Origin of the sequence: Bradyrhizobium diazoefficiens (assembly GCF_016616235.1) — a bacterium.
Classification (GTDB): Bacteria; Pseudomonadota; Alphaproteobacteria; order Rhizobiales; family Xanthobacteraceae; genus Bradyrhizobium; species Bradyrhizobium diazoefficiens_H.
Genome location: NZ_CP067100.1, coordinates 2,818,605 through 2,844,359, shown reverse-complemented (window position 1 = coordinate 2,844,359; position 25,755 = coordinate 2,818,605). Strand labels below are relative to the sequence as shown.

Genomic DNA, 25,755 nt, shown 5'->3' with positions numbered 1-25,755 from the left:
GAACGCTATTTGTGCAATTGGGTGAGGCCCGTCGGCGGACCATCGACCGCGGTCCAGCCGCCGTCCACGAACAGCGTGCTGCCGCTGACATAGCTTGCGGCATCCGAAGCGAGATAGGCCACGGCGGTCGCCACCTCGTCGGCGCTGCTCCAGCGATTGAACACAGTGTGGCCGGCATAGAGATTGTAAATATCAGGCCGCTGCTTGAACGGGCTGGTCAGCGCGGTCTCGGCGATGCTCGGCGCGATCGCGTTGACGCGTACGCCGGCGTGTCCAACCTCGGAGGCAAAGCCCTTGACCAAAAGGCCGATGGCGGCCTTGGTCGAGCCGTAGACGCCGAGGCCCGGCTCGATCGTCACCGCACGTACCGAGGAGCAGGCGATGATGCTGCCGCCCTTCTGTGCGACCATGATGCGGCCGAAGGCCTGGAAGAACCACACGGTGCCCTTGACGTTGAGGTTGAGGACGCGGTCGAGATCCTCCTCGGTGTAGTCGAGAATGGTCTTGCGGATGTTGAGCCCGGGCGTCGTCACGGCGATATCGAGCCGCGGGAGTTTCTGCATCACGATCTTGGCAAGCGCATTGACGTCCGCAGCGCTCGCTGCATCGCAGCTTGCGGCTTCGGCCCAGCCGCCCTTGTCGCGAATGCCGGCCGCGGTCGTCTCCGCCGCATCAAGCGCGCGGTCGGCGCAGACGACGCGGGCGCCGAGCCCGGCCAGCGCCTCGGCCGACGACTTGCCGATACCCGAGGCGGCGCCGAGCACCACGGCCGTCTTGCCGGTGAGATCGAACAGCTTGCGATAGTCGGTCACGGACGAATTCTCCCTGCGTTGCTGCTATCCCTTGTAGCCCATCAGCAGGCGGGGCAGCCACAACGAGAACGCGGGGACGTAGGTCACGAACATCAGGGCTGCGATCAGCGCGGCGTAGAACGGCAGGATGGTGCGCATCACCGCGCCCACCGAGATGCCGCCGATAGCACAGCCGACGAACTGCGTCGTGCCGACCGGCGGCGTGTTCAGCCCCAGAGCGCAGTTGATCAGCATCAGCATGCCGAACTGCACCGGATCCATGCCCGCCTTCATCGCGATCGGCAGGAAGATCGGGGTGCAGATCAGGATGGTCGCCGCCATGTCCATGAAGGTGCCGAGCACGAACAGGATGACGTTGATGAGCAGGAAGATCATCCAGGGCTCCGTGGAGACCTTGCTCATCATCTCGCCGGCGAGATCGGCCACCTCGTAGAGTCCCATCAGGTACTGGAACATGGTGGAGACGCCGATCAGCAGCAACACCACGCCGGTCGTTTTCACGGCCTTGGCAGCGGCCCGCAGGAAGTTCGGCAGGGTCATGGTGCGGTAGATGAAGAAAGTCAGCAGGATCGTGTAGGTGACCGCGACGGCGGCGGATTCGGTTGCCGTAAAGACACCGGAGAGGATGCCCGCGAGGATGATGCCGACGATCAGAAGGCCGGGAAGTGCGGCCGCAAACGAGCGGAACACCTCGGCCCAGCCGGGGAATTTACCGGCCGGATAGCCGCGTTTCACCGCGACCGCATAAGCGGCGACCAGCATGCACACCATCAGCACCAGCGCCGGCAGGAGGCCGGCGGCGATCAGCGCACCGATCGAGACCTTGCCGCCTGCGGCGAGTGCATAGATGATCATGTTGTGGCTGGTCGGCATCAAGGCTCCGACCAGCGAGGCGTGGGTGGTGACGTTGACGGCGTAGTCGGTGTCGAAGCCTTCCTTTTTCATCATCGGGATCATCACCGCGCCCATCGCCGACACGTCGGCCACGGGCGAGCCGGAGACGCCGCCGAACAGCGTGCAGGCGACCACGTTCGACATGCCGAGCCCGCCGCGGATGTGCCCGACGAGATTCTTGGCAAGCTGCACGATCTTGTCGGCGACGCCGCCATGCAGCATCAGCTCACCGCTGAAGACGAAGAACGGGATGGCGAGGAACGAGAAGATGTTCATCCCCGACATCATCTGCTGGAAGATGACGGCCACCGGCAGGCCCTCGTAGAGGATGGTGCAGATCGCCGAGAGACCGATCGCGAAGGCGACCGGCACGCCTAGGACCAGGAAGCCGAAGAAGCTGGCGCCGAGAATGATCAATTCCATGATGGGACGACCTCTTCGCCGCGCAGAAGAGCAATGATGTGCTCGATTGAGAAGGAGACGATCAGGACACCAGAGGCGATCAGCGGCACGTAGCGGATCACCTCGGGCAGGCCGAGATTGGGGATCTTCACGGTTCCGACCGATGCCCCGAGGATCCAGCCGTTGTAGGCCATCGCAATGCCGAACACTGCGACCAGAACGTGGATCACGAGCTCGATCTTCTCTCGCACATGGTCCGGCAGCATCACCAGCAGACTATCCATGCCGATATGGCCCGCATCGCGAACGCCAACCGCGGCGCCGATCAACGTGACATAGAGGATCAGGACCAGTGCGAGATTCTCCGTCCAGGTCGGGCTGGAATTGAGTACGTAGCGTCCGAACACCTGGTAGAATACGATGGTGACGATGACGAGCAGTCCGGTCACGGACAGATACATGCCGAGGCGAGCGATCGGCGCATTGATCCGCGACAGCAGGCCGGTCGATGGGCGTCCGGCGACCTCCTGCTCGTGGCTTGCGACATGTGGGTCTGTCATTCCCGCGTCTCCTTGCGCGCCTCGTTGCGAAGGGTCCGGTGTCACCTCGCGGCGACACCGGACCCGACGCCTATGGCCCTACTTCGTGTCCTGGATGCGCTTGACGAGGTCCTTCAGCTTCTCGTCGCCGGCGAACTTGTCGTACACCGGCTTCATCGCATCGACGAATTCCTGCTTGTTGGCGATCGTCACGACCTGGACGCCGGCGGCCTCGACGGTCTTGCGGGAGGCCTGCTCGCGCTCGTCCCAGAGCTTGCGCATGACGGGCACCGATTCCTTGGCCGCCTTGCGGATCATCGCCTGATCCTCCTTGCTCAACGTGTCCCAGATCTTTTTGGACATCACGAGAACTTCGGGCGCCAGCGAGTGCTCGGTGACGTTGTAGAACTTGGCGGCCTCGAAATGGCGCGAGGATTCGTAGGAAGGCCAGTTGTTCTCGGCAGCGTCGACGAGACCGGTCTTGAGCGCGGTGTAGACCTCGCCATACGGCATCGGCGTCGGGTTGGCGCCGAGGCTCTGGATCATGCCGACCCAGAGGTCGGATTGCTGGACCCGGATCTTCAGGCCCTTGAGGTCGGCGAGCGACTTGACCGGCGCCTTCACGGTGTAGATGGACCGGGCGCCGCTGTCGTAATAGGCAAGGCCGACGAGGCCCGCGGGCTCCATGGCCGCCAGGATCTCGTCGCCGATCGGCCCGTCGAGGACGGTGCGCATGTGCTGCGTGTCGCGGAAGACGAAGGGCAGGCACAACGCGATGGTCTCGGGCACGAAATTGTTGAGCGGCGATGCATTGATCCGCATCATGTCGAGCGCGCCGATCTTGAGCTGCTCGATGGTGTCCTTCTCGGAGCCCAGGGCGCCATTCGGGAACACCTTCACGCCGAGCTTGCCGCCACTCGCCGCCGCGAGCTGCTTGCCCATGAACTTGACGGCCTCGACGGTCGGATAGTCGGCGGGGTGGATGTCGGCGGAGCGGAAATCGCGTGCGGCCGCCAGCGGCGCCGAGACCGCCAGCACAGCGGCTGCGATGATACCGGTCAGTGTCTTCATCTGGGCTTTCCTCCTGGGTTGATTATGTCGTTATCGGGCAGGTTGCGGGCCGACCTTGGGTCGCTCTACTTCAGGTGCGAAGTCAAGCGCCATTGTCGTCCCTAGTGCCGGCGGCATTCTCTGTCCAAGCCAAATCCGGCATCGATCAATGCTGGAGTTGCATCGATCGATCGCGCGGTCCTCCGGGGAGACAGTCGGCGAACGATTTCGTTTTTCCGAAGTCAGCCGCACCGGCGCGTTACTTGACGCCGCGGCGGGAGCGCCCTCAAGATGGCGCGCAGAATGGACCAATTCGGGGATATGCCCATGCCGCGGAAGCTGATCGATATTTCCGTGCCGCTCAGAAACGACGTGACCTCAGATCCGCCGGGCAATCATCCGATCATCCAGTATATCGATCACCAGCAGGGCCTGCCCCGCATGCTGCAGTTTTTCGATGGCCTCAAGGCACAGGACCTGCCGGATGGCCAGGGCTGGGCTGTCGAGCAGGTTTCGCTGTCGACCCATAACGGCACCCATCTCGATGCGCCCTGGCACTTTCATCCGACCATGAATCGCGGCGAGCGGTCATGGACCATCGACGAGGTGCCGTTGGAATGGTGTCTTCAGCCCGGCGTGAAGCTCGACTTCCGGCACCTGCCGGATGGCTATGTCGTGACGGCCGCCGACGTCGAGAAGGAGCTGAAGCGTATCGGGCACACGCTGTCGCCGCTGGAGATCGTCGTCGTCAACACCAGCGCCGGCGCAAAATTCGGCCGGGCCGACTACGTCAATTCCGGCTGCGGCATGGGCTATGAAGCGACCATGTACCTGCTCGAGCACGGCGTGCGGCTGACCGGGACCGACGGCTGGAGCTGGGACGCGCCGTTCGTCTACACCGCAAAAAAATATGCAGAAACAAAGGATGCCGGCCTGATCTGGGAAGGCCACAAGGCGGGACGGCACATCGGCTATTGCCATCTCGAGAAGCTGCACAATCTGGACAAGCTTCCTTCGACCGGCTTCACTGTGTCATGCTTCCCGGTGAAAATCGAGCGGGCGTCCGCGGGCTGGACCCGCGCCATTGCGATCATCGACGATTAGGCTATCACTCGCCGTCGAGGCCGCTCTCGGCGAGCCCGCGCAGCGCATCAATGTCGAGTACGACGATGGCGCCGTGCTCGAGACGGACCCAGTTGCGGCCGGCCCAAGCGCGCAATTGCTTGTTGATGCTCTCGCGCGTCATCCCCACCATCTCGCTGATCTCCTGCTGGGTGATGGCGAGCGTGCCGCTGCCAGAGTCGAACTTGCGCTCCTCGGTAAGACCGAGCAGCGCGCTTGCAAGCCGTCCCGGAAGATTTTGCAGGATCACCTGCTCGACCTGTTGGCTGGTCCAGCGCAGCCGCGCGCAGAGCAGCTCGATGAATTTCATCGCCAGTGCCGGCTGGCTTTTCACGAACGGCAGGAAGTCCCGGCGGTCGATGATGTAGAGCTCGCAATTGGTGTTGGCGGTCGCATCCGCCGAGCGCGGCGCACCGTCGAGAACAGCGATCTCACCAAAGATTTCTCCGGGACCGATCAGGTTGAGAATGGCGTTCCGTCCATCCGGGGACGAGGAGGAAATCTTCACTGTCCCCGAGATCACCGCGAACAGGTTGTTGCCGGGATCGCCCTTGGCGGCGATGGTCGCACCGCGCTTCACTGTGGTGTGCTTGGCATAGCGGCAGAGCTGATCGAGCGCGTCCGGCTCCAGATCCGCGAAGATCGGATGCTTGCGCAGGACCGATAGTTTGTTGCCCGCCGACTGTCGGGGGTCGCCGGTCTTGTCCTGAGGCACGCCGCGGGGCTCCTAAGACTGCAAGGCAGGGGTTCCTGCGTAGTCAACGTTATCAGGCTTTTCAACCGGAAAGCATACGCATGGTTTGATGCAAATGCCGCGAAAATGCCGGAAGTCCGCATCCGAAGGGTGCTTCGATGCCTTGGAGCGATGCAGAGTTGCAAGCGCCGCTTGCCGTGTTTGCGTCGAGGCGCTGCCGTATGGGGCCAAGAGCCCGCCGGCCGGGCATTGGGCAGTCGGTCCATCAGCCCGGTCGATGATCTCAGGAGCAGATGACAGACGGTCGTTGATCGGGATCAAAAATCCGAGAGCGCCGCCGCCAAGCATCGACGCCTCGGCTTTAGAGCTTGAGCATGATGACGCAAATATCAGGCTCAGCCAGATCCGGCTTCACCTCAAAGCCGAGCTGGCGGCACATTTCGAGCATCACGGTGTTCACCTGGAGCACGTCGCCCGAGATGGTCTTCACTGGACCTGCCCACCGACATGACGGACGATTCAGCAACCCAGGAACGTGTCTTCCAAGCGCTCAGCGCGCGCCCTGGCGTGGAACGGATCGACACGCACGCAGCTTCAGTGTTCCTCGACGGGACGCGCGCGCTGAAGATCAAGCGCGGCGTGAAGCTTCCGTTTCTCGACTATTCAACGCTGGAAAGGCGCAAGGCGGCCTGCGAGGAGGAGATCAGGATCAACCGGCCCCTTGCACCGCAGATCTATCATGGCGTCGTGGCGATCACGGAAGAGGCGAACGGATTGGTGGACGTCGGCGGCAACGGCCGGCCGATCGAATATGCGGTCGACATGTCCCGCTTCGACGAAAGCCGCACCCTGGATCATCTGGCACAGGCGGGCCCGCTGGATGCGGAGCTGGCCCCTGCCATCGCGGATGCGATCGCGGCGTCGCATGCACAGGCGGCGATCGCGGACGGCGCTGTGTGGCTCGATTCCATTCCCGCCTTGATCGACGGCAACAGCACCGGCCTGCGCGCCGGCGGCCATCTCGAGGCGGCGGTCGAGCAGCTTGCCAATGCCTGCCACGAAGCCTTCCTGCGCCTCCGCATCACGCTCGAGCAACGCGCCCGCGGTGGCTTCGTGCGCCGTTGTCATGGCGACTTGCACCTTGCCAATATCGTGTTGATCGACGGCCGGCCCATCCTGTTCGACGCGATCGAGTTCGATGCGCAGATGGCAACCGTGGATGTGCTCTACGATCTCGCGTTCACGCTGATGGACCTGCTGCGCCACGACCAGACGGACGCGGCCAACGCCGTCCTGAACCAATATCTGGCGACGGCGCCTGTCGAGACCCTCGACGCGCTGGCCGCGCTGCCGCTGTTCATGTCCATCCGCGCGGCGATACGTGCTCAGGTGGCTTTGGCGCGCTTGAACCGACCAGATGCCGACCGGACCGGAATTCTCGACGAGACGCATCGTTATTTCGACCTCGCCCGGGCGGTGATTCATCCGCCCGCCCCTCGCCTGATCGCGGTTGGCGGACTGTCGGGCACCGGCAAGTCGGTCCTTGCCCGCGCACTGGCGCCTATCGTCGCGCCCGAACCGGGGGCGGTCGTGCTGCGCAGCGACGTCATTCGCAAGCAATTGTTTCAGATCGGGCATACCGACCGGCTGCCGCCGTCCGCGTACCAGCCAGAGGTCACTGCACGTGTCTACGAGGTGCTGATGCAGCGCGCCCGGCAGGTGCTGGCGCAAGGCCATTCGGCAGTTGCCGATGCCGTCTTTGCCCGCGAATCCGAACGGGACGACGTCGCCGCACTGGCCCGCGCCTGCGGCGTGCCGCTCGATGGATTATTCCTGGTCGCGGACCTCGCCACCCGCCAATCCCGAATCGGCGGCCGCCAGACCGATGCGTCCGACGCCACGCAAGAGGTTGCCGCGCTGCAAGAGCACTATAATATCGGCCATGTCGATTGGGAAACGATCGATGCATCCGGGACACAAGCGCAGACGCTGCAGCGCTGCCGGGACGCGATCGCTGTGGGGAAATAAGGCAATCTGATTGGCGCGGGCAAGGATGGCGCGACCCACCAGGAGTTCGGCGGCGACCGCTCGCGCCCAGCCTGCGGCGAGGCGTAATGCCCTGCCGGGCCGCTTGAGCCCCGGCATGGCCTGCGACACGGCCTTCCGGATCATCGCGCGCCGTCACCTCGATGCCGTCCTCGCCCAGCATGAGGGCACATGCCGCGGCGCCCCGGAGGCGCTGCATCAGATCCGGATCGCATTAACGCATCTGCGCACCACGATCCGCTTTTTCGCACCTATGGTCGATGACGCGCTACGGCCCAGCGTCTGGACCGAGCTGAAATGGCTCAACAACCAGCTCGGCATGGTGCGAGACCTCGACGTGGCGATCGAGCGCGTCGTCGCCGAAAGCGGCGAGGAGCTCGCCGTGATCGCCGAGCTCCAGCATTGGGACGAGAAGCGCGCCGAAAGCCACCGCCTGCTGGCGCGTGCGCTGCAATCGGCACGCTATCGCCGCCTGGTCGAGCAGACCTCGGTCTGGATCAAGAGCGGCCCGTGGTCGACCCGACGCAGTAAGGAAGCTATCAGGCTGCGCCGCTGCTCGCTCGCCGACCATGCCACGGCAAGACTGACGGAATGGGAGAAGACGCTGCTCAAGAAAGCGCGCAAGCTCCGCAAGCTCGACGTCGAGAAGCGGCACAAGCTGCGGCTTCTCAACAAGCGGCTGACCTATTCGATCGAGTCGCTGCAGGACCTGTTCGCCGACGAATCGCTGACGAAGCAGAGGTCGATCCTCAAGCAATTGCGCAAGGCGCAAAAATCGCTCGGCCAGCTGAATGACGATGCGCGGGGACAGACGCTGGCGGCGTCGTTGAACGAGGCCGTTCCCGAGGCGCATATTCGCTTCCTCAACCGCAAGCGGGAAAAGAAGCTGCTGCAAACCGCGTCGAAAGCCTACGGCAAGCTGAACAAAGCCAAGCCGTTCCGCTCCGCCGACCTCGCACCGAATGCGGATCCGGAGCATGAGGTGTGAACGTTAGCGGGGAATGACGGCGGTGGCCTCGATCTCGACGCGCGCCGCCTTCTCGACCAGCCGGACGACCTGAACCAGCGCCATCGCCGGATAATGCGCGCCGAAGACCGCCCGGTAGATCTTGCCGAGCTCCTTCAGGTTCATCAGGTACTCGTCCATGTCAACGACGTACCAGGTTAGACGCACCAGATGCTCGGGCCCGGCACCGGCCTCCGCCAGGATCGCCGCGATGTTGCTCAGGGTCTGAGCGACCTGCGCGACGAAACCGTCGGCGAGACGCTCCTCGGCATCCCAGCCGATCACCCCGCCGGTCACGACAATGCGCCCCTCGGCGGCCATGCCGTTGGCGTAACCCTTCGGCATCGGCCAGCCCGAGGGCTGGAGCACCTGCGCGCCTCGACGGGTGTCGCCCTCGGCTGCCGTCGGCAGCACCGCGAGCTCTGGGCCTTTCGGCGTCGTCACGGACAATTCCTGATCCTCATCTCATTGCGCGGCGACGCCCGAGGACGTCGCTGCGGTCTGCGCAAGCTGCCGCAAGGCGAAGCGTTTCAACTTGCCGGTCTCGGTCTTCGGCAGCTGCGTCACAAACTCGATCGCGCGCGGATATTTGTAGGGCGCGATCTCGCGCTTCACGTGCTCCTGCAACTCGGTTGCGAGCTGGGCGTCCGGCGTCACGCCGGGCGCGGCGACGACATAGGCCTTCACGATCATGCCTCGCGCCTCGTCCGGCGCACCGACGACGCCACACTCGACGACTGCCGGATGCGTGAGCAGCGCTGCCTCCACATCCGTGCCCGCGATGTTGTAACCGGCCGACACGATCATGTCGTCGGAGCGCGACTGGTACCAGAAATAGCCGTCGCTATCCATGAGATAGGTGTCACCGGTGATATTCCAGCCGTTCTGGACGTATTTGCGCTGCCGCTCATCGGCGAGATACCTGCAGCCGGTCGGCCCGCGCACCGCAAGATTCCCCATCATGCCCGGCGGCAAATCATTGCCGTCATCGTCGACGATCTTGGCCTCATAGCCGGGAACGGGCTTGCCGGTCGCACCGGGGCGGATCTCGTCTTCCGTCGCACTGATGAAGATGTGCAGCATCTCGGTCGAGCCGATGCCGTCCATCAATTTGATGCCGGTGGCCTTGAGCCAGGCGTCGAATGTCGGTTTTGGCAATGCCTCGCCTGCGGAAACGCATTTTCGCAGCGAGGAGATATCGCGGCCGGCAAGCTTGCCGATCATGGCGCGGTACGCGGTCGGTGCGGTGAAGCAGACCGTGGTCTTGTACTGCTCGATCGCCGACAGCATGTCGTCGGGCGTCGTCTTCTCCAGCACGACGAAGGACGCGCCGATATGCATCGGAAACAGCACGCCGCCGAAACCGAAGGTGAAGGCGAGCGGCGCCGAGCCGACAAAGCGATCCTTCTGCTCGGCGCGCAGAATGTTGCGCGCATAGCCGTCGCAGACCGCCAGCATGTCCCGATGGAAATGCATGGTGCCCTTGGGATCGCCTGTCGTGCCCGACGTGAACGCGATCAGGCAGATGTCGTCGGAGGCGGTATCGACAGCTTGGAACTCCGCGCTAGCATCGGCGATCAGCGCCTCGAGCGAATTGGCCGCGCCATTGCCCCAATAGACCACGTGCCTGAGGGCGGGCGCAGCCAGCCTTGCCTTCTCCATCCCGCCGGACAGCTTTCCGTCGCAGAGGGCCAGCGTGATTGCCGCCTTCTGAATCGGATAGGACAGCTCCTTGGCGCGCAGCAGTGGCATCGTTGCGACGCAAATGCCGCCCGCCTTGATCACCGCGAGATAGGTCGCAACCATCATCGGATTGTTGGCCGAGCGCAGCAGCACACGTTCACCGGTGACGAGACCCAGCTTGCCGACCAGCACATTGGCGATGCGGTTCACCAGCGCTTGCAGCTCGCGATAGCTGTAGCTGACGGCGGGGCTGATGACGCAGGGCGCGTCACCATGGCCCTGCTCGACCCAGCGATCGAGAAAATAGCTGACGCAGTTCAGCCGCTGTGGGTAGTGCAGCTCCGGCCGCGTGAAGATGAATTCGGGCCACAACTCTGGCGGCGGCAGATGCTGCCGCGCGAACGTATCGACATGGGCCGTGGCGGCGTTGCCGTCATGCGAGCCCGAGACTTGAACCTTGGCGGCGTTGGCCATCGCACGCTCCTTTGCGCATGGAAAGCACCCGGCAGCACGAACTGATAAACATTTTAGGCTTAAAACAATTTGGCGCAATAGCGGATTTTGAGCATCCCGTGCATTTTGCTGCGGCAAAGTGGAATTGGCGGCTGTCCGGCCGCGGACCTATGGCCGGCGGCGCGCAGCCGATTTCTGCGCCGACGCCTTGGTCTTGGCGAGCAGCCGCATCAGTTCGCGCACCTCTTTCGGCGTGAGGTCGGCGAAGAGATCGGCAATCCAGGTCTCGTGTTCTGTGGCCATCCTGCGGAACTCGGCGCGCCCGAGCTTCGTGAGGCGGATCACCTGGACCCGGCGGTCCGTGTCCGAGGTGCGGCGGTCGAGATGACCGGATTCGACGAGACGCTCGACAAGGCCGGTGACGTTGCCGTTGGACACCATCATGCGCTTGGACACGTCGGACAGCGTCATGCCGTCGGGCGCCTTGTCGAGTTGTGCCATCAAATCGAACCGGGGCAGCGTGACGTCGAAGCGCTGCCGCAGCCGGCCGCGGACTTCGCCCTCGATCAGGGTGGTGCAGGTGAGCAGACGCAGCCACAGCCGAAGCTCTTCGGCATGGTCCTCCGGTGTTTCGACGGCCTTGGTCTCGGAATCGAGCATCTCGGTGCAGTCAGTCACGCCCGGCATTGGGCCGCCAGGGATTCCCCAACGTTTTGAGCTTCAAATAAATTGAAGCCGGCCGCAAGTCCAAAGCTGCAGCAATCGACCGCACGTCGATTTCTTTAGGCTTCAAATAATTGGCGCGCCGCTTGCATGCGCTGCTGGCCGCAGGATGGCGGCGCCTTGAGCTTTGCTTGCCGCGAGCGCCGTCATCGGCATAAGCTTGGATTGGAGTACGCGGCTTGCTGCGCACGCCCCGGTGTCACGAGGGACAGATCATGAAGACGCAAATGACTTTGGCCGCGGCTACCTTACTGCTCGGCACCGCAACGAGCCCCGCCCTCGCCCAGGAGAAGATCAAGCTTGGTGTGATCGTGACCCTGTCGGGGCCCGCGGCCGCGCTCGGTCAGCAGGTGCGCGATGGCTTTGCGCTCGCGGTGAAGGACCTTGGCAGCAAGATGGGTGGCCGCGATGTCGAGGTCGTGGTGGTCGACGACGAGCTCAAGCCTGACGCGGCCGTGACCAAGGTCAAGGGACTTCTGGAGCGCGAAAAAGTCGACTTCGTGGTCGGCCCGATCTTCTCCAACATTCTCCAGGCGATTCATCGACCGGTGACGGAATCCAAGGTGTTCCTGATCAGCCCCAATGCCGGCCCATCGACGTTTGCCGGCAAGGACTGCAATCCGTTCTTCTATGTGACGTCGTATCAGAACGACCAGGTTCACGAGATCCTCGGCAAGGTGGCGCAGGATCGCGGCTACAAGCGCATGTACCTGATGGTGCCGAACTATCAGGCCGGCAAGGATTCGGTAGCCGGCTTCAAGCTCGACTACAAGGGGGAGATCGTCGAAGAATCCTACATGCCGCTCAATACGCTGGATTTCCAGCCGGAGCTGTCGAAGATCTCGTCGCAGAAGCCCGATGCGGTGTTCACGTTCATGCCGGGCGGCCTCGGCGTCAATCTGGTCAAGCAGTACAAGCAGGCCGGCCTTGCCGAGAGCATTCCGGTCCTCTCGGCTTTCACGGTGGATGAATCGACCCTGCCGGCGCAACAGGAGGCGGCGGTCGGCATGTTTGGCGGCGCGAACTGGGCGCCCAATCTGGACAATCCACAGAACAAGAAGTTCGTTTCGGCCTATGAAGCCACCTACAACAGCGTGCCCGGGACCTATGCCATGCAGGCGTACGACGCGGCGATGCTGATCGACAGCGCAGTCAAAGGCCTGAAGGGCGATCTCACCAACAAGGACGCCGTTGCGGCTGCCCTGAAGAAGGCGGACTTCACGTCGCTGCGCGGACGGTTCAAGTTCAACACCAACGGCTATCCGATCCAGGATTTTTACCTGACCAAGGTCGCCAAGCGTCCGGACGGCAAATTCCAGACCGAGATCGTGCAGAAGGTGTTCGAGAATTACGGCGACCGCTATGCCAAGGACTGCAAGGCGGCGAACTAAGCGTCGCGCTAAGGGAGGACTGCAATGAACAGCGAAATCACCGGTATCACGCGGGCCAACGAGGGGATCCAGGGCATTTGCTGGAACATCCTCGGCCAGACCTATGTGCCAAAGAGCAAGACTGAGCACAGCTTCTCCTGGCACGCGACACTGCCGCCCGGCACATTCGTGCCGCCGCACATCCATCCCGATCAGGATGAGTATCTCTACATGCTGGAAGGCAAGCTCGATTTCATGCTTGGCAACTCCGAGGCGCAGGCGACCCCGGGCGATCTGATCCGGCTTGGCATGGGCGTGCCGCACGGCATTTTCAACAAGTCGGAGCAGACCGCAAAAGTGCTGTTCTGGGTCTCGCCGACCAAGAAACTGTTCGACCTGTTCTGGGGCCTTCACAATATGAAGGAGCAGAAGCCGGAGGACGTGGTGGCGATGGCCGCCGAGTTCAACATCCACTTCCTGCCGCCGCCGCCCGGCGCCGGCTAGCAGCATGCCCCCGGAAAACTGCGAAGCGGTTTTCCGGAAGGGCATGCTCAATCAAAAGCGCCTTAAGCGCGCACCGCCGCAAGTCCGGGCACGGCCGCGAAGCCGGCCTTGGTGGCATAGCCGCGCACGATGGCCTCGCGCTGAGAATAGCTCAAGACGTTATCGACGTTGTCGAAGCCGTCGGGCGCGAGCTGCTCGACGGCATCGATGACGCCTTCGGGGCCGCCGCGCCGGTTGGAGCGGACGATGTCCGCGGTCATCGGCAGGCGCTTCTTCTCATACTCGACCAACGCCTGGCGCGGATGCTCGGCCCGCGCCAGCGCGTCGGCGAGACAGCGCGCATCGAGGATCGCCTGCGAAGCACCGTTGGAGCCGACCGGATACATGGGATGCGCGGCATCACCGAGCAGCGTGACGCGCCCGGACGACCAGTAAGGCAAGGGATCGCGATCGCAAGTGGGATATTCGTAGAATTCCGGCGTAGCTGAGATCAGGCTTCTCACGTCGATGTACGGCACGGAGAAGCGCGCCACATGCGGCATCAGTTCCTCGCGCCGGCCCGGGCGCGACCAGTCTTCTTTCCGCGGCGGCGGCGCATTGCCCTCGCCGACCTTCACCAGCACCGCCCAATTGGTGAGACGGCTCGCCGGGCTCGATCCCTCCGCAATGGGATAGATCACCACCTTGGCATCGAGGCCGCCGGCCACGATCATCGACTTACCGGTGAGGAACAGCGGCCAGTCGCGCGCGCCGCGCCACAGCATCAGGCCGTTCCAGCACGGCGGCCCTTCGTTCGGGAACAACGTTTCCCGGACGCGCGAATGGATGCCGTCGGCGCCGATCAGGATATCGCCCCGCGCGGTGTGGATGTGCACACCGGCGCGATCGAAGAAATAGGCGGTGACGCCGCCCTCGTCCTGCGTGAAGGCGCCGAGGCGGCAACCGGTGTGGATTGCTTCCGGCCCGAGCCGCTCCTCCACTGCGCGATGGATGACGCCCTGGAGGCGACCGCGATGGATCGAGAATTGCGGCACATCATGACCGGCATCGATGCCGCGCGCTTCGCGCCAGACCTCTTGGCCGTGGCGATTAAGATAATAGAGCTGGTCGGTGCGGATCGCGACGTCGTCGAGCTTCTGCAGCAGGCCGAGGCCGGCGAGCTCGCGCATCGCATGGGGCAGCGTGTTGATGCCGACGCCAAGCTCGCGGATGGTATCGGCCTGCTCGAAGATCTCGCAGTCCAGGCCACGTGAGCGCAGCATCAATGCCGTGGTGAGACCACCGATACCGCCACCGACGATAATCGCCTTCATCGCCCTCAACTCCAGTCAAAACACGTCAGGCAATGGGTCAACGTCGCATAGGCGGTCACTCCGCCGCAAGCGGCTTTGTCGCTTCCGCCTTGAGCTCGGCCCGGGTCTTGGGCTTAGCCTTAATTCGCAGCTCCTCGAGATCCTGCCTGTCGCGGACGCTGTTGCGGAAAATCTGGTCTTTGCCGGGCAGATATTGCGGCGGGCAGAACGCATCGTTCGCGCCGTACCAGGCCGCCGCCTTCATGGTGAAGAAGGGATCGACCAGATGCGGCCGCCCCAGCGCAACGAGGTCCGCCCGGCCAGCGGCCAAAATCGTGTTGGCCTGGTCCGCGGTCGTGATGTTGCCGACGCACATCGTGGCGACGCGCGCCTCGTTGCGGACCTGGTCGGAGAACGGCGTCTGGAACATGCGCCCATAGACCGGCTGCGCATCGCGCACGGTCTGCCCGGTCGAGACATCGACGAGATCGACACCGGCCTCGGCGAAGGCGCGCGCGATCGCCACCGCATCATCGCCGGTGATGCCTCCATCGGCCCAATCGGTCGCGGAGATACGCACAGATATCGGCTTGTGCGACGGCCAGACCGCGCGTAACGCCTCGAACACCTCCAGCGGGAAACGCAAGCGGTTTTCGAGCGAGCCGCCATATTCGTCCGTGCGGGTGTTGGTCAGCGGCGAGATGAAGCTCGCCAGCAGATAGCCGTGGGCGCAATGCAGCTCCAGCATGTCGAAGCCGCAGCGCTCGCCGCGCTCGGCCGCAGCGACGAAAGCATCCCTCACTGCACTCATGCCGGCGCGATCGAGCTCACGCGGCACCCGGCTATCCGGGAAATAGGGCAGCGGCGATGCCGAGATCACGTCCCAGCCGCCCTCCTCCAGCGGACGGTCCATGCCGTCCCACATCAGCCTGGTCGCACCCTTGCGGCCGGCATGCCCGAGTTGCAGGCAGATCTTTGCGGCCGAGTTGCCGTGGACGAAATCCACGATGCGCCGCCACGCGGCTTCCTGTTCATCATTCCACAAGCCGGCGCAGCCGGGCGTGATCCGAGCGTCGCGGCTGACGCAGGTCATTTCCGTGAAAATCAGGCCGGCGCCGCCGATGGCGCGCGAGCCGTAGTGGACCAGATGGAAATCGGTCGGCACACCTTCTCTGGCCGAGTACATGCACATCGGCGACATCACGGCGCGGTTGGCGATCTCCATCTTCCGCAAGCGGAAGGGCTGAAACAGCGGCACCATCGGCGTATCGGTGTCGACATTGAACCCGCGGTCGCGAACCTGCCTGGCAAACGACTTCTCGACCTCGGCCACGAAATCGGGCGCACGGAGCTTGAGATTATCATAGGTGATCGCCTTTGAGCGCGTCATGACGCCGAAGGCGAACTGCACGGGGTCGAAATCCCAGAAGCGGTCGACATGCTCGAACCAGACCAGCGAGACGTCGGCAGCGTGCTGGGTCTTCTCGACCTCTTCGCGGCGGCCATGCTCATAAACCTCCAGAGCGGCTTCGATGCTGGGCGCCTTCTCCATGGCATCGGCCAACGCGATCGCGTCTTCCATCGCAAGCTTGGTCCCGGAGCCGATCGAGAAATGCGCGCTCGCTTTGGCGTCGCCAAGCAGGACCATGTTATCCTTGACCCAGCGCCTGCTGCGGATCATCGGGAAATTGCGCCACATCGAGCGGTTCGTCAGTAGCTTGTGCCCATCGAGGAACCAGCCAAAGATGTCCGCCATCCGCGCGGCGGACTCCTGCTCGCTCAGCCCGATGAGCCCTGCCCGCGCGAACGTCTCCGGATCGGTCTCGAAGATCCAGGTCGAGTGTCCGGCCTCGTACTGGTAGGCGTGGGCGATGAACGGCCCCCACTCGGTCTCCTGGAAGATGAAGGTGAAGGCATCGAGCGGCCTGGTCGACCCCATCCAGGCAAACTTGTTGGTGCGGAGATCGACTTCCGGTTGGAAGTGCTCGGCATGTTTCTCGCGGAAACGGCTGTTGACGCCATCGGCAAGCAAGATCAGATCGGCATCGGCAAAGCGCGCCTCATCGTCGATGTCCACCTCGAAATGCAGGCTGACGCCAAGCTCGCGCGCCCGCTCCTGGAGGATCAGAAGCAGTCTTTGCCGCGAGCAGCCGCAGAAACCGTTGCCCCCGACGCGATGCACCGTACCGCGAAAATGCACAGCGATGTCGTCCCAATAGGCGAATTCCTGGGTGATGCGGCGATAGCTCGGAAGGTCCTGCTTCTCGAAATTGTCCAGCGTGGCGTCGGAGAACACCACGCCGAAGCCGAAGGTGTCGTCGGCGCGGTTGCGCTCATACACCGTGATCGCAGCGCCCGGACGTTGCTTCTTCAGCAGGATCGCTGCGTAGAGACCTGCAGGTCCGCCACCGATGATCGCGACTTTCATGGGAGCCTCGCCAATCTTCCCGGCCATGAAACTATTTTAAGCCTAAAATAATTTCTGGCAAGTCCCCGTTTCCCGAGATCGGAGGCGATCGAGAGCCGCTGCTCAGTCGCCCCTGAAAACCGGCTTGATCTTATTGGCGAAAGCCTCGAAAGCGCGCTCGAAGTCGGCCGTCGTCATGCATAGCGCCTGGGCAACGGCCTCCGCTTCGATCGCCTCCTCAACCGACATCGCCCATTCCATGGCCAGCATCCGCTTGGTCATGGTATTGGCGAAGGTCGGCCCTTCCGCGATCTGCCTGGCCAGCAGCTGCGCCTGGGGCAGCACCTGCTCCGGCGTGACGATGCGGCTGAAGAAGCCCCAGCGCTCGCCCTCCTCCGCGGTCATGAAGCGGCCGGTGTAGAGCAGCTCGGAGGCGCGGGACTGGCCGATGATCCGCGGCAGGATCGCACACGCGCCCATGTCACAGCCGGCAAGGCCGACCTTGTTGAATAGGAACGCTACCTTGGCGCCGCTCGCTGCGAGCCGTATGTCGGATGCCATGGCGATGATCGCGCCGGCGCCGGCGCAGATGCCCTCGACCGCGGCCACGATCGGCTGCGGGCAGGCCCGCATCGCCTTGACGAGATCGCCGGTCATCCGCGTGAACGCGGTGAGCCCCTTGGTATCCATCTTCACGAGCGGGCCGATGATCTCGAACACGTCGCCGCCGGATGAGAAATTGCCGCCGGCGCCGGTGACCACGATCGATTTGACCGCGTCGTCGAACGCACAAGCGCGGAAGAAGTCGGTCAGTTCCCGGTAGCTTTCGAACGTCAGCGGATTCTTCCGCTCGGGCCGATTGAGCGTCACCGAGGCAACGCCATCGACCACCGCCAGCAGGAAATGCTGCGGCGAGTAATCCGCCAGCGGCACGGTGACGGGATTGGCTGGTCTGCTCATGCGATCTCCTTACTTTCCTCGTTCCGTGCCTTTTTTCGTGCGTTAGATCTCGCCACCGGCCACGGCAATCGCCTGCCCCGTGATCGCGCCAGCGCCTTCGCCGCACAGCCAAAGCACGGCATCCGCCACCTCTTGCGGCGCGATCAGCCGTCCCTGCGGATTGTGCTTTGCGAGCTCGGCGATCGCCTGTTCGCGGCTTCGTCCCGTTTTCTTCATGATGTTCTCGATGCTGCCGGCGACCAGATCGGTGTCGGTGAAGCCGGGACAGACCGCGTTCACGGTCACGTTGCTGCCGGCCATCTCCAGGGCCAGCGAACGCACCAGACCGACCACAGCGTGCTTCGCCGCCGCATACGCGCTGACATAGGCATAACCTTTGAGCCCGGCCGTCGATGCAATCGCGATGATACGCCCATACGGGCGATCCTTCATCCCCGGCAATACGCTCTGAACGGCATGAACCACGCCCATGAAGTTGACATCCATCATGCGCGCGAACAGCGCACTGTCCGATTTCGCAAACGGCGCGGATTCGGCGCTGCCGGCGTTGGCGATCAGAATGTCGATCGGTTTTCGTGCATGCGCCTCAGTGACCGCAGCTTTCAGCGCAGCTTCGTCCGAGACGTCGACAACGGCTGCGAAATGCGCGGCGCCCGCGTTAACCGCTTCTTCGAGCGTGGCGGCATTCCGGCCCAGCACTGTCACGGTGGCGCCGGCCCCGACAAGCGACGTCGCGATCGCACGGCCGATGCCGCGGCCACCACCGGTCACCAGCGCGTGCGGCGAATGCGGCAATCCGGACATGCGCTTGCTCCCTGGGATCTGCTGATCGTACCTCCGATATATTTTAACCTTCAAATTTTTGCAACGAAAGCACCGATCAGTGCCGCGAACGCCTGCCGCGGGACCGGCCTGAAAATTGCTTTAAGCATAAAATTATCGCTTTCCATCCCCGACAGGCCTGTTAGCATCGCTGGGTCAAGCAAAAGGATGTCGCGTGTCGCAGCCTGCGCCAATGATAACAAGGGACGGGCGCTTCGCCTACGAAGCCGCGGGCGATCCTGGCGCAACACCCCTGATTTTCCTGCATGGCATCGGGGGCGCGGCACGGGCCTGGCGGCAGCAGCTCGCCACATTCGGCAGCCGCTTCCGTACGATCGCGTGGGACATGCCGGGCTATGGCGGATCAGTGCCTCTCGCCAGCGTCAGCATCGCTGCCCTGGCCGATGCGCTCCAGCAATTCATCGAACAGATCGGCGCGAGCAGGCCCGTCCTGGTCGGCCACTCGATCGGCGGCATGATCGTCCAGAAATGGCTGGTGCAATCGCCGAAGCTCGCGCGCGCGGTGGTGCTCGCGCAAACCAGCCCGGCGTTCGGCAAGGCCCACGGCGACTGGCAGAAATCTTTCATCGCGGCACGACTTGGGCCGCTCGATCGCGGCGAAACGATGAAATCGCTGGCGCCTTCGCTGGTGAAGGAGCTCGTCGGCGATGATCCAGACCCGAAGGGAATGGAGCTCGCACGCGAGTGCATGTCAAGCGTGCCCGAGGCAAGCTATCGCGCCATGATGCTGGCCCTGATCGGGTTCGATCAGCGCAGCACGCTGAAGGACATTTCCGTGCCGACCCTCTTGCTGTCCGGCTCCAGGGACAACAACGCGCCAGCGCCAATGATGGCCAAGACGGCGACTTACATTCCTTCGGCTGAATACGTCGAGCTCCCCGGCGTGGGACATCTCGCCAACCTTGAGCGTCCCGATGCCTTCGACAAGGTTCTCGGGGGCTTCCTCGACTCTATCGCTGTAAAACACGGGTGACTGCGCCATGACCATGCAAGTCAGCAAGACCATCGGCGTAACCGGCAAAGTCGCGCTGGATGCGCCGATCTTCGATCCCGTCGCATTCCGCCTGACGGACGAGCAGGTCGGCATCATCGCGCGCGCCCGCGAAATCGGCCAGAGCGTGTTCGCCGGCCGCGCCGCCATCTACGATCGCGAAGCGATCTTCCCGACCGAGAATTATCGCGACCTGCACCGCGTCGGCCTGCTCGGTATCGCGGTGCCCAAGAAACACGGCGGGCTCGGTGCGAACTATCAGACCTATGCCTTGGCAGCTGCCGAGATCGGCCGCTATTGCGGCGCGACCGCACTGACCTGGAACATGCATGTCTGTTCGACCCTGTGGTCGGGCCCGCTTGCCGACGATCTCGACATGGACGCGGCGACGCGGTCCGAGCATGAGCGGCGGCGTGCAGTCCACTACAAGCGCATCGTCGAGGATGGCGCGATCTACTCGCAGCCGTTCTCCGAGGGTGGCGCTGCGGCCGCAGGAGGCGTGGCATTCGGCACGGAGGCAAGACCCGTAAAAGGCGGCTGGGTCGTCAACGGCAAGAAGATCTTCGCATCGCTCTCCGGCCATGCCGATTATTACGGCGTGCTCTGTACAGAGATCGAAGAAGGCGAGAAGGCTTCGCGCCGCAACACGCTTTACCTCGCCATCTCCGCGAAATCGGAAGGCGTCTCGGTCGTTGGCGACTGGGATCCGCTCGGCATGCGTGGGACGGTCTCGCGCACGCTGCTGTTCAAGGACGTGTTCGTGCCGGACGACTCTGCGCTGATGCCGCGCGGCGTCTATTTCCAGGCGGCAATGCGCTGGCCGCACATGTTCCTGACACTGTCGCCGACCTATATGGGCCTCGCACAAGCCGCCTACGACTTCACCGTGCGCTACCTGCGCGGCGAAGTGCCGGGCATGCCGCCGGTCAAACGGCGGATGTACCCGACCAAGCAGATCGCGGTCGCGCAGATGCAGATCAAGCTCGAGCAGATCAAGGCGATCTGGTTCCAGGCGGTCACGGAGGCGCGTGCGAATCCGAGCAAGGAGCAGGTGCTGCGCGCCTATGCCGCGCAATATTCCGTCATGGAAGGCGCCAACGAGCTCGCGGCGCTCGCGATCCGCACCTGCGGCGGCCAGGCGATGCTCCGCTCGCTGCCGCTGGAACGCATCTATCGTGATAGCCGTTGCGGCTCACTGATGCTGCCCTGGACCGCCGAGCTCTGCCTCGACCGCATCGGGCGCGAGGCGCTGTACGAGGCCGGCGAGACGGACGACTGACGGTGGACCTCTGTAGCCTGATCGATCGCAACGCGGCGTTTTCGCCAGACAAGACCGCGATCGCCTTCGAAGGGGAGCGGCTGAGCTACGCTGCATTTGCTGCGCGCATCGAGCGGACAGCCACGACCCTGAAGCAGGAGCTTGGGGTCGGCCGAGGCGACCGCGTCGCAATCCTGAGTTTGAACCGGCCGGACTATCTGGTGCTGCTCTATGCCTGCGCGCGGCTCGGTGCGATGCTGGTGCCGCTGAACTGGCGGTTGGCCGTCGCCGAGCAGCTGTTCATTCTCGCTGATGCCGGCGCCAAGGTCCTGGTGCTCGAGCAGGCATTTGAAGGCGTGCTTCCCGAGCTTGCGGCGAGAACCGCCGTCGTCGGATTCGATTTCGCGCCGTCGCGCGGCACGACATTCGAGGGCCTGCTGGCTCGCAGCGAAGGCAAAAGCCGCAATCCGCATACCGATCTCTGCTGCCCGCTCCTGATCGTCTACACCTCCGGAACGACCGGACGGCCAAAGGGCGCTGTACTGCGCCAGGAGGCGCTGCTGTGGAATGGCGTCATGAGCCAGCACATGCACAACATGACGTCGGACGATCACGTCCTGACGGTGTTGCCATTCTTCCACGTCGGCGGGCTCAACATCCAGACCACCGCAGCGCTCCAGCTCGGCGCGACCGTCACGATCCATGCCCGCTTCACACCGGATACCGCGCTCGCCGCGATCGAACGCGAGCGGCCGACACTGACGGTGATGGTACCGACGATCATCCAGGCGGTGAGCGAGCATCCCGCCTGGGCGACGACCGATCTCTCCTCGCTCAAGGCCGTCGCCACCGGTTCGACTGTTGTGCCACCGCACTTGATCGACCGGTTCGTCGCGCGTGGCGTGCCAGTGCTCCAGGTTTACGGCTCGACGGAGACCTGCCCGATCGCCGTCTACACCCGGCTCGGCGGCGATCTCTCGCGCGCGGGGTCGACAGGACTTGCAGGCCTGTGCTGCGAGGCGAAGGTGATCGATCAGGCGGGCGGCGAGCTCCCCGCGGGCACGCCCGGCGAGATCGCAGTGCGCGGGCCCAACGTGTTCTTCGAATATTGGGGCGATGCGGACGCGACGCGCGATGCTCTGAACGAAGGCTGGTATCGCACCGGCGACATCGGCCTGTGCGACTCCGACGGCTATTTCTGGGTCCGCGACCGCAAGAAGAACCTGATCATTTCCGGCGGCGAGAACGTCTACCCGGCCGAGGTCGAGCGCGTCCTGCTTGAGCACCCCGATGTGAGCGAATGCGCCGTGATCGGCCGGCCGGACCCGCGCTGGGACGAAGTGCCCATTGCCTATGTCATCCCGCGCTCCGGATGCCGGCTCGAAGCGGATGAATTGCGAGCGCACCTTCAGACGCAGCTCGCGCGCTACAAGGTTCCGCGCGACATCGTCTTCGTCACCGACCTGCCGCGCACGGCACTGGGCAAGGTCCAGCATTTCCTGCTGAAGCAGCTTGATACACAGTCGCGCGCGCAAGGAGAAGCATCTTGAAGATTGCGGTTCTGGGTGGGGGAAACGGCTCTTTCGCGGCCGCAGGCGATTTTGCGCTGTCGGGACATGAGGTCCGGCTGTGGCGCCGCGACGCCGATCAGGTCGCTGCACATCGCGCCGCCGGCTCGCGCATTCTGGTGAAGGACCACAACGGGCGCCACGACATCAAGCTCGCGCTGGTGACGACCGATATCGCTGACGCCGTCAACGGCACCGAGCTGATCCTGTGTCCTGCCCCCGCGTTCGCACAGCCGGACATAGCCCGCCTGCTCGCCCCGCATCTGCGGGATGGCCAAGTCGTGTTTCTGCCGCCAGCGACGTTCGGGTCGATGATCTTCGCGCAGGCCGCACGTGATGCCGGCAACCGCGCCAAGGTAAGTTTTGCGGAAACCGGAACGCTGCCCTGGCTCACCCGCAAGCACGGAGCGTTCGAGGTCGCGATCACCATCCGCGCCAAGCGACTGCCGGTTGGCGTATTCCCGCTCGACCAGGCATCGCACGCACTCGAAATCATCGGCCGCGGTTTCCCCGATGCGATCGAACCCTGCGGAGACGCGCTCTCCGGCGCGCTCATGAATGCGGGTCCGATCATTCATCCGCCGCTGATCGTGATGAACGCTGGCCCGATCGAACATTTCGAAAAGTGGGACATCCACAAGGAGGGCACGCAGGCTGTGATCCGCCGGGTGACCGACGCGCTCGACGCGGAACGGATCGCCGTGCGTGAAGCGCTCGGATACGGCGCGCCACATTTCCCGCTTGCCCATCATTACGCGAGGGAGGGCGAAATCTGGATGTATGGCCGCGGCTCGCATGACCAGCTGACGGATTCCGGCGACTGGCGCGAGCGGCTCGTGCTGACGGAGCACCGCTACATGCGTGAAGATCTGCGGCTGGGGCTGTCGCTGCTGGTGTCCATCGCGGGCCTCGCCGGCGTGGCCACGCCGCTGGCCAAGGCCTTCCTCGCCATTGGCGGCGCCATCTGCGGCGAGGATTTTGTCCGAGGCGGACGAACGCTCGAGACGCTGGGGCTTGGCAAGCTCGGCAAGACCGAACTGCAGACGCTGCTTCGCAATGGATTCTGATCGATGACCCCTCGCGCCAACATCGCCTGTCTCGGGGCCGGCCGCATGGGGCGCGGCATCGCCGTCGCGTTCGCTTACGCGGGCCACATGGTCACGATGATCGACATCAAGGCCCGTTCCGCGGAGGATTTCGGCAGGCTGGAGACGGACGCGCTCGGCGAGGTCAGGAAGACTTTTGCAAGCCTCTCGAAACTGGGGCTGCTGACCGAGACGGATGTCGATCTGCTCATCGCGCGTGTGTCGGTGGTGCCAGCCAGTCAGAGCGGCGTGGCACTGGCCGAAGCCGGAATGGTCTTCGAGGGCGTCCCTGAGGTCGTCGAGCTCAAGTGCGAGGTGCTGGCCGCGGCTTCGAAGCAGGTCGGCGTCGATACGATCATCGCATCGACCACGTCGACGATCCTGGTCGACGATCTCTCCGGCGCGGTCGTGAATCCCCGCCGCTTCCTCAACGTGCACTGGCTCAATCCAGCCTATCTGATCCCGCTGGTCGAGGTCTCTCCCGGCCAGGCCACTGATCGAGCCATCGTCGACGGGGTCAAGGCGCTGCTCGAGGGCATCGGCAAGGTGCCGGTGGTTTGCGCGGCAACGCCCGGCTTCATCGTCCCGCGCATCCAGGCGCTGGCGATGAATGAAGCCGCGCGCATGGTCGAGGAAGGCGTCGCCAGCGCCGAAGAGATCGACAAGGCAATCCGCTACGGCTTTGGCTTCCGCTATGCCGTCCTCGGGCTGCTCGAATTCATCGACTGGGGCGGCGGCGATATCCTGTACTATGCCAGCCGCTATCTCGAAAGCGCACTCGGCAGTGATCGCTATCGCGCGCCGGACGTCATCTCGCGCAACATGCATGAGGGCCGGATCGGCTTGCGAACGGGTGCGGGTTTCCTCGATTATTCCGGCCTGGACGTCGACGCCTATCGCGCAAAACGGCTCCAGGCCATGGTGGACCTGCTCCGGCACTTCGACCTGGCTCGCCCACCCGTGCTCGACCGCAACTAGCCAAAGACGTCCTGGAGCACGCCCTCCCGCACGACTGCGACGCCATCGAGCTCGATCGTTGTTCCCATCATCGGCAGGTCAAAATGGCCCGCCGTATAGCGGCCGGCGAATTCGTTGGCGCCAGTCGAGAACAGGAAGTTGCCGGAGACGGCGCGAATTTCCGTACCGTTGGTGTCGCGCTGATCGTACATCGACAGCGCTTCGTAGCGCGCGCCCGGGTTCATGCCGAATCCGACATGCGAGACTGCATAGGCCTCGCGATCGCCCCAGGCGGCAAGATACGCGCGCATCATCGCGGCATCCGCGCCCTCGCCTTCCAGCTCGACGACATAATCATCCTTCAGTGTCATTTTCACCGGCGACGCCAGGTAACGCTTGAAGGTCAGATTGATGTCTCCGGGCGCCATTACCAGCGTGCCGTTGACCGTTCCGCTCTTGGGGAAGCTGACGACGATGCCGCCGGGCCAATGCGCCAGCGTGCCCGGCTTGTCGGTCCAGCCCCACACGCCGACCGTGGAGGCACCGACCATGTCGACGTCGAGCGCCGTGCCAGCCTTTGACGTGACCCGCATCCGCTTGGTTCCGCGCAGCATCTTCGCCGCTGCGCGAACGCGCTTCTCCAGCGCGGGATCCGGCACCATGCGCTCCAGCGCCTCGGGATGCTCGTTCGAGATCACCAAAATGCGCGCGCCGGCCTTGAGGATCTCCGGCGTCTCCACCGCATGCATCAGGCCCTCGATGGTGCAATCCACCACAAAGCCGGCCTGCTGAAGTGCCGTGATGACCGGACCAAGTTTTTGGATCGCTTCGCTCGCTCCCGTCGAGCGAACCGGCACGACATTCCGGTTGCGCGGAGTCGGCATCACCACATGAAACGGCCGCGCGCCCATGCGCAGCAGCGCGAGCTCGGCCAGATGAACGTTCAACGCACGCGACTGCGTCTCCGAGAGGATCGCCGCAGTATCGCCGGCCTTGACCGCGCATCGCTCAAAGATCTCGCAAAACGCGTCGATCCATTTTGCCTCGATCCGATCAGCCAGCATGGTTTACTCCCGGTCTTCTAGTTTCTTCCTGG

The 25,755-nt window shown here is 63.8% G+C and carries 24 protein-coding genes; 10 read left to right on the top strand and 14 right to left on the bottom strand.

Annotation, left to right across the window (positions count from 1 at the left end; translation table 11 throughout):
- Positions 1-5: 5 nt before the first annotated feature.
- From JJB99_RS13470 to JJB99_RS13455, 4 genes are all read right to left on the bottom strand, one after another.
- On the bottom strand, positions 6-812 hold the full coding sequence (locus tag JJB99_RS13470) for an SDR family NAD(P)-dependent oxidoreductase (RefSeq protein ID WP_200499205.1): 807 nt from the start codon (positions 810-812) through the stop codon (positions 6-8).
- 24 nt (positions 813-836) lie between these two features.
- On the bottom strand, positions 837-2,129 hold the full coding sequence (locus JJB99_RS13465) for a TRAP transporter large permease (protein ID WP_200499204.1): 1,293 nt from the start codon (positions 2,127-2,129) through the stop codon (positions 837-839).
- On the bottom strand, positions 2,120-2,668 hold the full coding sequence (locus JJB99_RS13460) for a TRAP transporter small permease (protein WP_200499203.1): 549 nt from the start codon (positions 2,666-2,668) through the stop codon (positions 2,120-2,122). Before JJB99_RS13460 ends, JJB99_RS13465 begins: the two co-directional genes overlap by 10 nt.
- Positions 2,669-2,746: 78 nt before the next feature.
- Positions 2,747-3,718 (bottom strand): TRAP transporter substrate-binding protein, encoded by a 972-nt coding sequence (locus JJB99_RS13455; RefSeq protein WP_200499202.1) that lies wholly within the window; start codon positions 3,716-3,718, stop codon positions 2,747-2,749.
- A 306-nt stretch (positions 3,719-4,024) separates the two neighbouring features.
- Between JJB99_RS13455 and JJB99_RS13450 the strand changes: the two genes are divergently transcribed.
- Positions 4,025-4,801, top strand: coding sequence for a cyclase family protein (locus JJB99_RS13450; protein ID WP_200499201.1), 777 nt, complete (start codon positions 4,025-4,027; stop codon positions 4,799-4,801).
- Positions 4,802-4,805: 4 nt separating this feature from the next.
- On the opposite strand, the gene JJB99_RS13445 is transcribed toward JJB99_RS13450, so the two are convergent.
- On the bottom strand, positions 4,806-5,534 hold the full coding sequence (locus JJB99_RS13445; protein WP_200499200.1) for a Crp/Fnr family transcriptional regulator: 729 nt from the start codon (positions 5,532-5,534) through the stop codon (positions 4,806-4,808).
- Between the two features lie 340 nt (positions 5,535-5,874).
- Positions 5,875-6,003, bottom strand: a complete 129-nt coding sequence (locus JJB99_RS36670; RefSeq protein ID WP_283816039.1) for a hypothetical protein — start codon at positions 6,001-6,003, stop codon at positions 5,875-5,877.
- Positions 6,004-6,020: 17 nt separating this feature from the next.
- Here JJB99_RS36670 and JJB99_RS13440 point away from each other — a divergent pair, with 17 nt between their 5' ends.
- Together JJB99_RS13440 and JJB99_RS13435 are read left to right on the top strand one after the other, a co-directional pair.
- A complete protein-coding gene (locus tag JJB99_RS13440; protein WP_200499199.1) occupies positions 6,021-7,541 on the top strand; it encodes an AAA family ATPase in 1,521 nt (506 codons plus the stop codon).
- Positions 7,542-7,566: 25 nt separating this feature from the next.
- Positions 7,567-8,547, top strand: coding sequence for a CHAD domain-containing protein (locus tag JJB99_RS13435; protein ID WP_200499198.1), 981 nt, complete (start codon positions 7,567-7,569; stop codon positions 8,545-8,547).
- 3 nt (positions 8,548-8,550) lie between these two features.
- Here the strand turns inward: JJB99_RS13435 and JJB99_RS13430 are convergent, their stop codons facing one another.
- The 3 genes from JJB99_RS13430 to JJB99_RS13420 form a co-directional block, all read right to left on the bottom strand.
- Positions 8,551-9,009 carry a RidA family protein gene (locus JJB99_RS13430; protein WP_433995766.1) on the bottom strand — a complete coding sequence of 153 codons (459 nt, stop codon included), beginning with the start codon at positions 9,007-9,009 and terminating at the stop codon, positions 8,551-8,553.
- Positions 9,010-9,030: 21 nt separating this feature from the next.
- Positions 9,031-10,722 (bottom strand): benzoate-CoA ligase family protein, encoded by a 1,692-nt coding sequence (locus JJB99_RS13425; RefSeq protein WP_200499196.1) that lies wholly within the window; start codon positions 10,720-10,722, stop codon positions 9,031-9,033.
- A gap of 147 nt (positions 10,723-10,869) precedes the next feature.
- Entirely contained in the window at positions 10,870-11,388 is a 519-nt protein-coding gene (locus JJB99_RS13420) for a MarR family winged helix-turn-helix transcriptional regulator (RefSeq protein WP_200499195.1), read from the bottom strand.
- 251 nt (positions 11,389-11,639) lie between these two features.
- On the opposite strand from JJB99_RS13420, the gene JJB99_RS13415 reads away from it, so the two are divergent.
- Together JJB99_RS13415 and JJB99_RS13410 are read left to right on the top strand one after the other, a co-directional pair.
- Positions 11,640-12,815 (top strand): ABC transporter substrate-binding protein, encoded by a 1,176-nt coding sequence (locus JJB99_RS13415; protein ID WP_200499194.1) that lies wholly within the window; start codon positions 11,640-11,642, stop codon positions 12,813-12,815.
- Positions 12,816-12,839: 24 nt separating this feature from the next.
- Complete coding sequence (locus JJB99_RS13410) at positions 12,840-13,298, top strand: cupin domain-containing protein (RefSeq protein ID WP_200499193.1); 459 nt, start codon at positions 12,840-12,842, stop codon at positions 13,296-13,298.
- Positions 13,299-13,360: 62 nt separating this feature from the next.
- Here the strand turns inward: JJB99_RS13410 and JJB99_RS13405 are convergent, their stop codons facing one another.
- From JJB99_RS13405 to JJB99_RS13390, 4 genes are all read right to left on the bottom strand, one after another.
- On the bottom strand, positions 13,361-14,611 hold the full coding sequence (locus JJB99_RS13405) for a flavin-dependent oxidoreductase (RefSeq protein WP_200499192.1): 1,251 nt from the start codon (positions 14,609-14,611) through the stop codon (positions 13,361-13,363).
- Between the two features lie 55 nt (positions 14,612-14,666).
- A complete protein-coding gene (locus JJB99_RS13400) occupies positions 14,667-17,018 on the bottom strand; it encodes a bifunctional salicylyl-CoA 5-hydroxylase/oxidoreductase (protein WP_200499191.1) in 2,352 nt (783 codons plus the stop codon).
- A 102-nt stretch (positions 17,019-17,120) separates the two neighbouring features.
- Positions 17,121-17,957 (bottom strand): enoyl-CoA hydratase family protein, encoded by an 837-nt coding sequence (locus JJB99_RS13395; protein ID WP_200499190.1) that lies wholly within the window; start codon positions 17,955-17,957, stop codon positions 17,121-17,123.
- 42 nt (positions 17,958-17,999) lie between these two features.
- Positions 18,000-18,761: an SDR family NAD(P)-dependent oxidoreductase gene (locus JJB99_RS13390; RefSeq protein WP_200499189.1), complete on the bottom strand. Its 762-nt coding sequence runs from the start codon at positions 18,759-18,761 to the stop codon at positions 18,000-18,002.
- 193 nt (positions 18,762-18,954) lie between these two features.
- Between JJB99_RS13390 and JJB99_RS13385 the strand changes: the two genes are divergently transcribed.
- The 5 genes from JJB99_RS13385 to JJB99_RS13365 are packed head-to-tail and all read left to right on the top strand — an operon-like array spanning position 18,955 to position 24,680.
- Positions 18,955-19,773 (top strand): alpha/beta fold hydrolase, encoded by an 819-nt coding sequence (locus JJB99_RS13385; protein WP_200499188.1) that lies wholly within the window; start codon positions 18,955-18,957, stop codon positions 19,771-19,773.
- A 7-nt stretch (positions 19,774-19,780) separates the two neighbouring features.
- Positions 19,781-21,070 (top strand): acyl-CoA dehydrogenase family protein, encoded by a 1,290-nt coding sequence (locus JJB99_RS13380; protein ID WP_200499187.1) that lies wholly within the window; start codon positions 19,781-19,783, stop codon positions 21,068-21,070.
- Positions 21,071-21,072: 2 nt separating this feature from the next.
- Complete coding sequence (locus tag JJB99_RS13375) at positions 21,073-22,599, top strand: class I adenylate-forming enzyme family protein (RefSeq protein WP_200499186.1); 1,527 nt, start codon at positions 21,073-21,075, stop codon at positions 22,597-22,599.
- Complete coding sequence (locus JJB99_RS13370) at positions 22,596-23,684, top strand: NAD/NADP-dependent octopine/nopaline dehydrogenase family protein (protein ID WP_200499185.1); 1,089 nt, start codon at positions 22,596-22,598, stop codon at positions 23,682-23,684. Before JJB99_RS13375 ends, JJB99_RS13370 begins: the two co-directional genes overlap by 4 nt.
- A 3-nt stretch (positions 23,685-23,687) precedes the next feature.
- Positions 23,688-24,680 carry a 3-hydroxybutyryl-CoA dehydrogenase gene (locus JJB99_RS13365; protein ID WP_200499184.1) on the top strand — a complete coding sequence of 331 codons (993 nt, stop codon included), beginning with the start codon at positions 23,688-23,690 and terminating at the stop codon, positions 24,678-24,680.
- On the opposite strand, the gene JJB99_RS13360 is transcribed toward JJB99_RS13365, so the two are convergent.
- Positions 24,677-25,723, bottom strand: a complete 1,047-nt coding sequence (locus JJB99_RS13360; protein WP_200499183.1) for a peptidase M29 — start codon at positions 25,721-25,723, stop codon at positions 24,677-24,679. The genes JJB99_RS13365 and JJB99_RS13360 overlap by 4 nt on opposite strands.
- Positions 25,724-25,755 lie beyond the last annotated feature (32 nt).

Bases quoted from the DNA above. Each gene is read 5' to 3' on its own strand.
- JJB99_RS13465 (WP_200499204.1), bottom strand. From the start codon at position 2,129: ATGGAATTGATCATTCTCGGCGCCAGCTTCTTCGGCTTCCTGGTCCTA.
- JJB99_RS13460 (WP_200499203.1), bottom strand. From the start codon at position 2,668: ATGACAGACCCACATGTCGCAAGCCACGAGCAGGAGGTCGCCGGACGC.
- JJB99_RS13455 (WP_200499202.1), bottom strand. From the start codon at position 3,718: ATGAAGACACTGACCGGTATCATCGCAGCCGCTGTGCTGGCGGTCTCG.
- JJB99_RS13450 (WP_200499201.1), top strand. From the start codon at position 4,025: ATGCCGCGGAAGCTGATCGATATTTCCGTGCCGCTCAGAAACGACGTG.
- JJB99_RS13440 (WP_200499199.1), top strand. From the start codon at position 6,021: ATGACGGACGATTCAGCAACCCAGGAACGTGTCTTCCAAGCGCTCAGC.
- JJB99_RS13435 (WP_200499198.1), top strand. From the start codon at position 7,567: ATGGCGCGACCCACCAGGAGTTCGGCGGCGACCGCTCGCGCCCAGCCT.
- JJB99_RS13425 (WP_200499196.1), bottom strand. From the start codon at position 10,722: ATGGCCAACGCCGCCAAGGTTCAAGTCTCGGGCTCGCATGACGGCAAC.
- JJB99_RS13420 (WP_200499195.1), bottom strand. From the start codon at position 11,388: ATGCCGGGCGTGACTGACTGCACCGAGATGCTCGATTCCGAGACCAAG.
- JJB99_RS13415 (WP_200499194.1), top strand. From the start codon at position 11,640: ATGAAGACGCAAATGACTTTGGCCGCGGCTACCTTACTGCTCGGCACC.
- JJB99_RS13410 (WP_200499193.1), top strand. From the start codon at position 12,840: ATGAACAGCGAAATCACCGGTATCACGCGGGCCAACGAGGGGATCCAG.
- JJB99_RS13405 (WP_200499192.1), bottom strand. From the start codon at position 14,611: ATGAAGGCGATTATCGTCGGTGGCGGTATCGGTGGTCTCACCACGGCA.
- JJB99_RS13400 (WP_200499191.1), bottom strand. From the start codon at position 17,018: ATGAAAGTCGCGATCATCGGTGGCGGACCTGCAGGTCTCTACGCAGCG.
- JJB99_RS13395 (WP_200499190.1), bottom strand. From the start codon at position 17,957: ATGAGCAGACCAGCCAATCCCGTCACCGTGCCGCTGGCGGATTACTCG.
- JJB99_RS13390 (WP_200499189.1), bottom strand. From the start codon at position 18,761: ATGTCCGGATTGCCGCATTCGCCGCACGCGCTGGTGACCGGTGGTGGC.
- JJB99_RS13380 (WP_200499187.1), top strand. From the start codon at position 19,781: ATGACCATGCAAGTCAGCAAGACCATCGGCGTAACCGGCAAAGTCGCG.
- JJB99_RS13365 (WP_200499184.1), top strand. From the start codon at position 23,688: ATGACCCCTCGCGCCAACATCGCCTGTCTCGGGGCCGGCCGCATGGGG.
- JJB99_RS13360 (WP_200499183.1), bottom strand. From the start codon at position 25,723: ATGCTGGCTGATCGGATCGAGGCAAAATGGATCGACGCGTTTTGCGAG.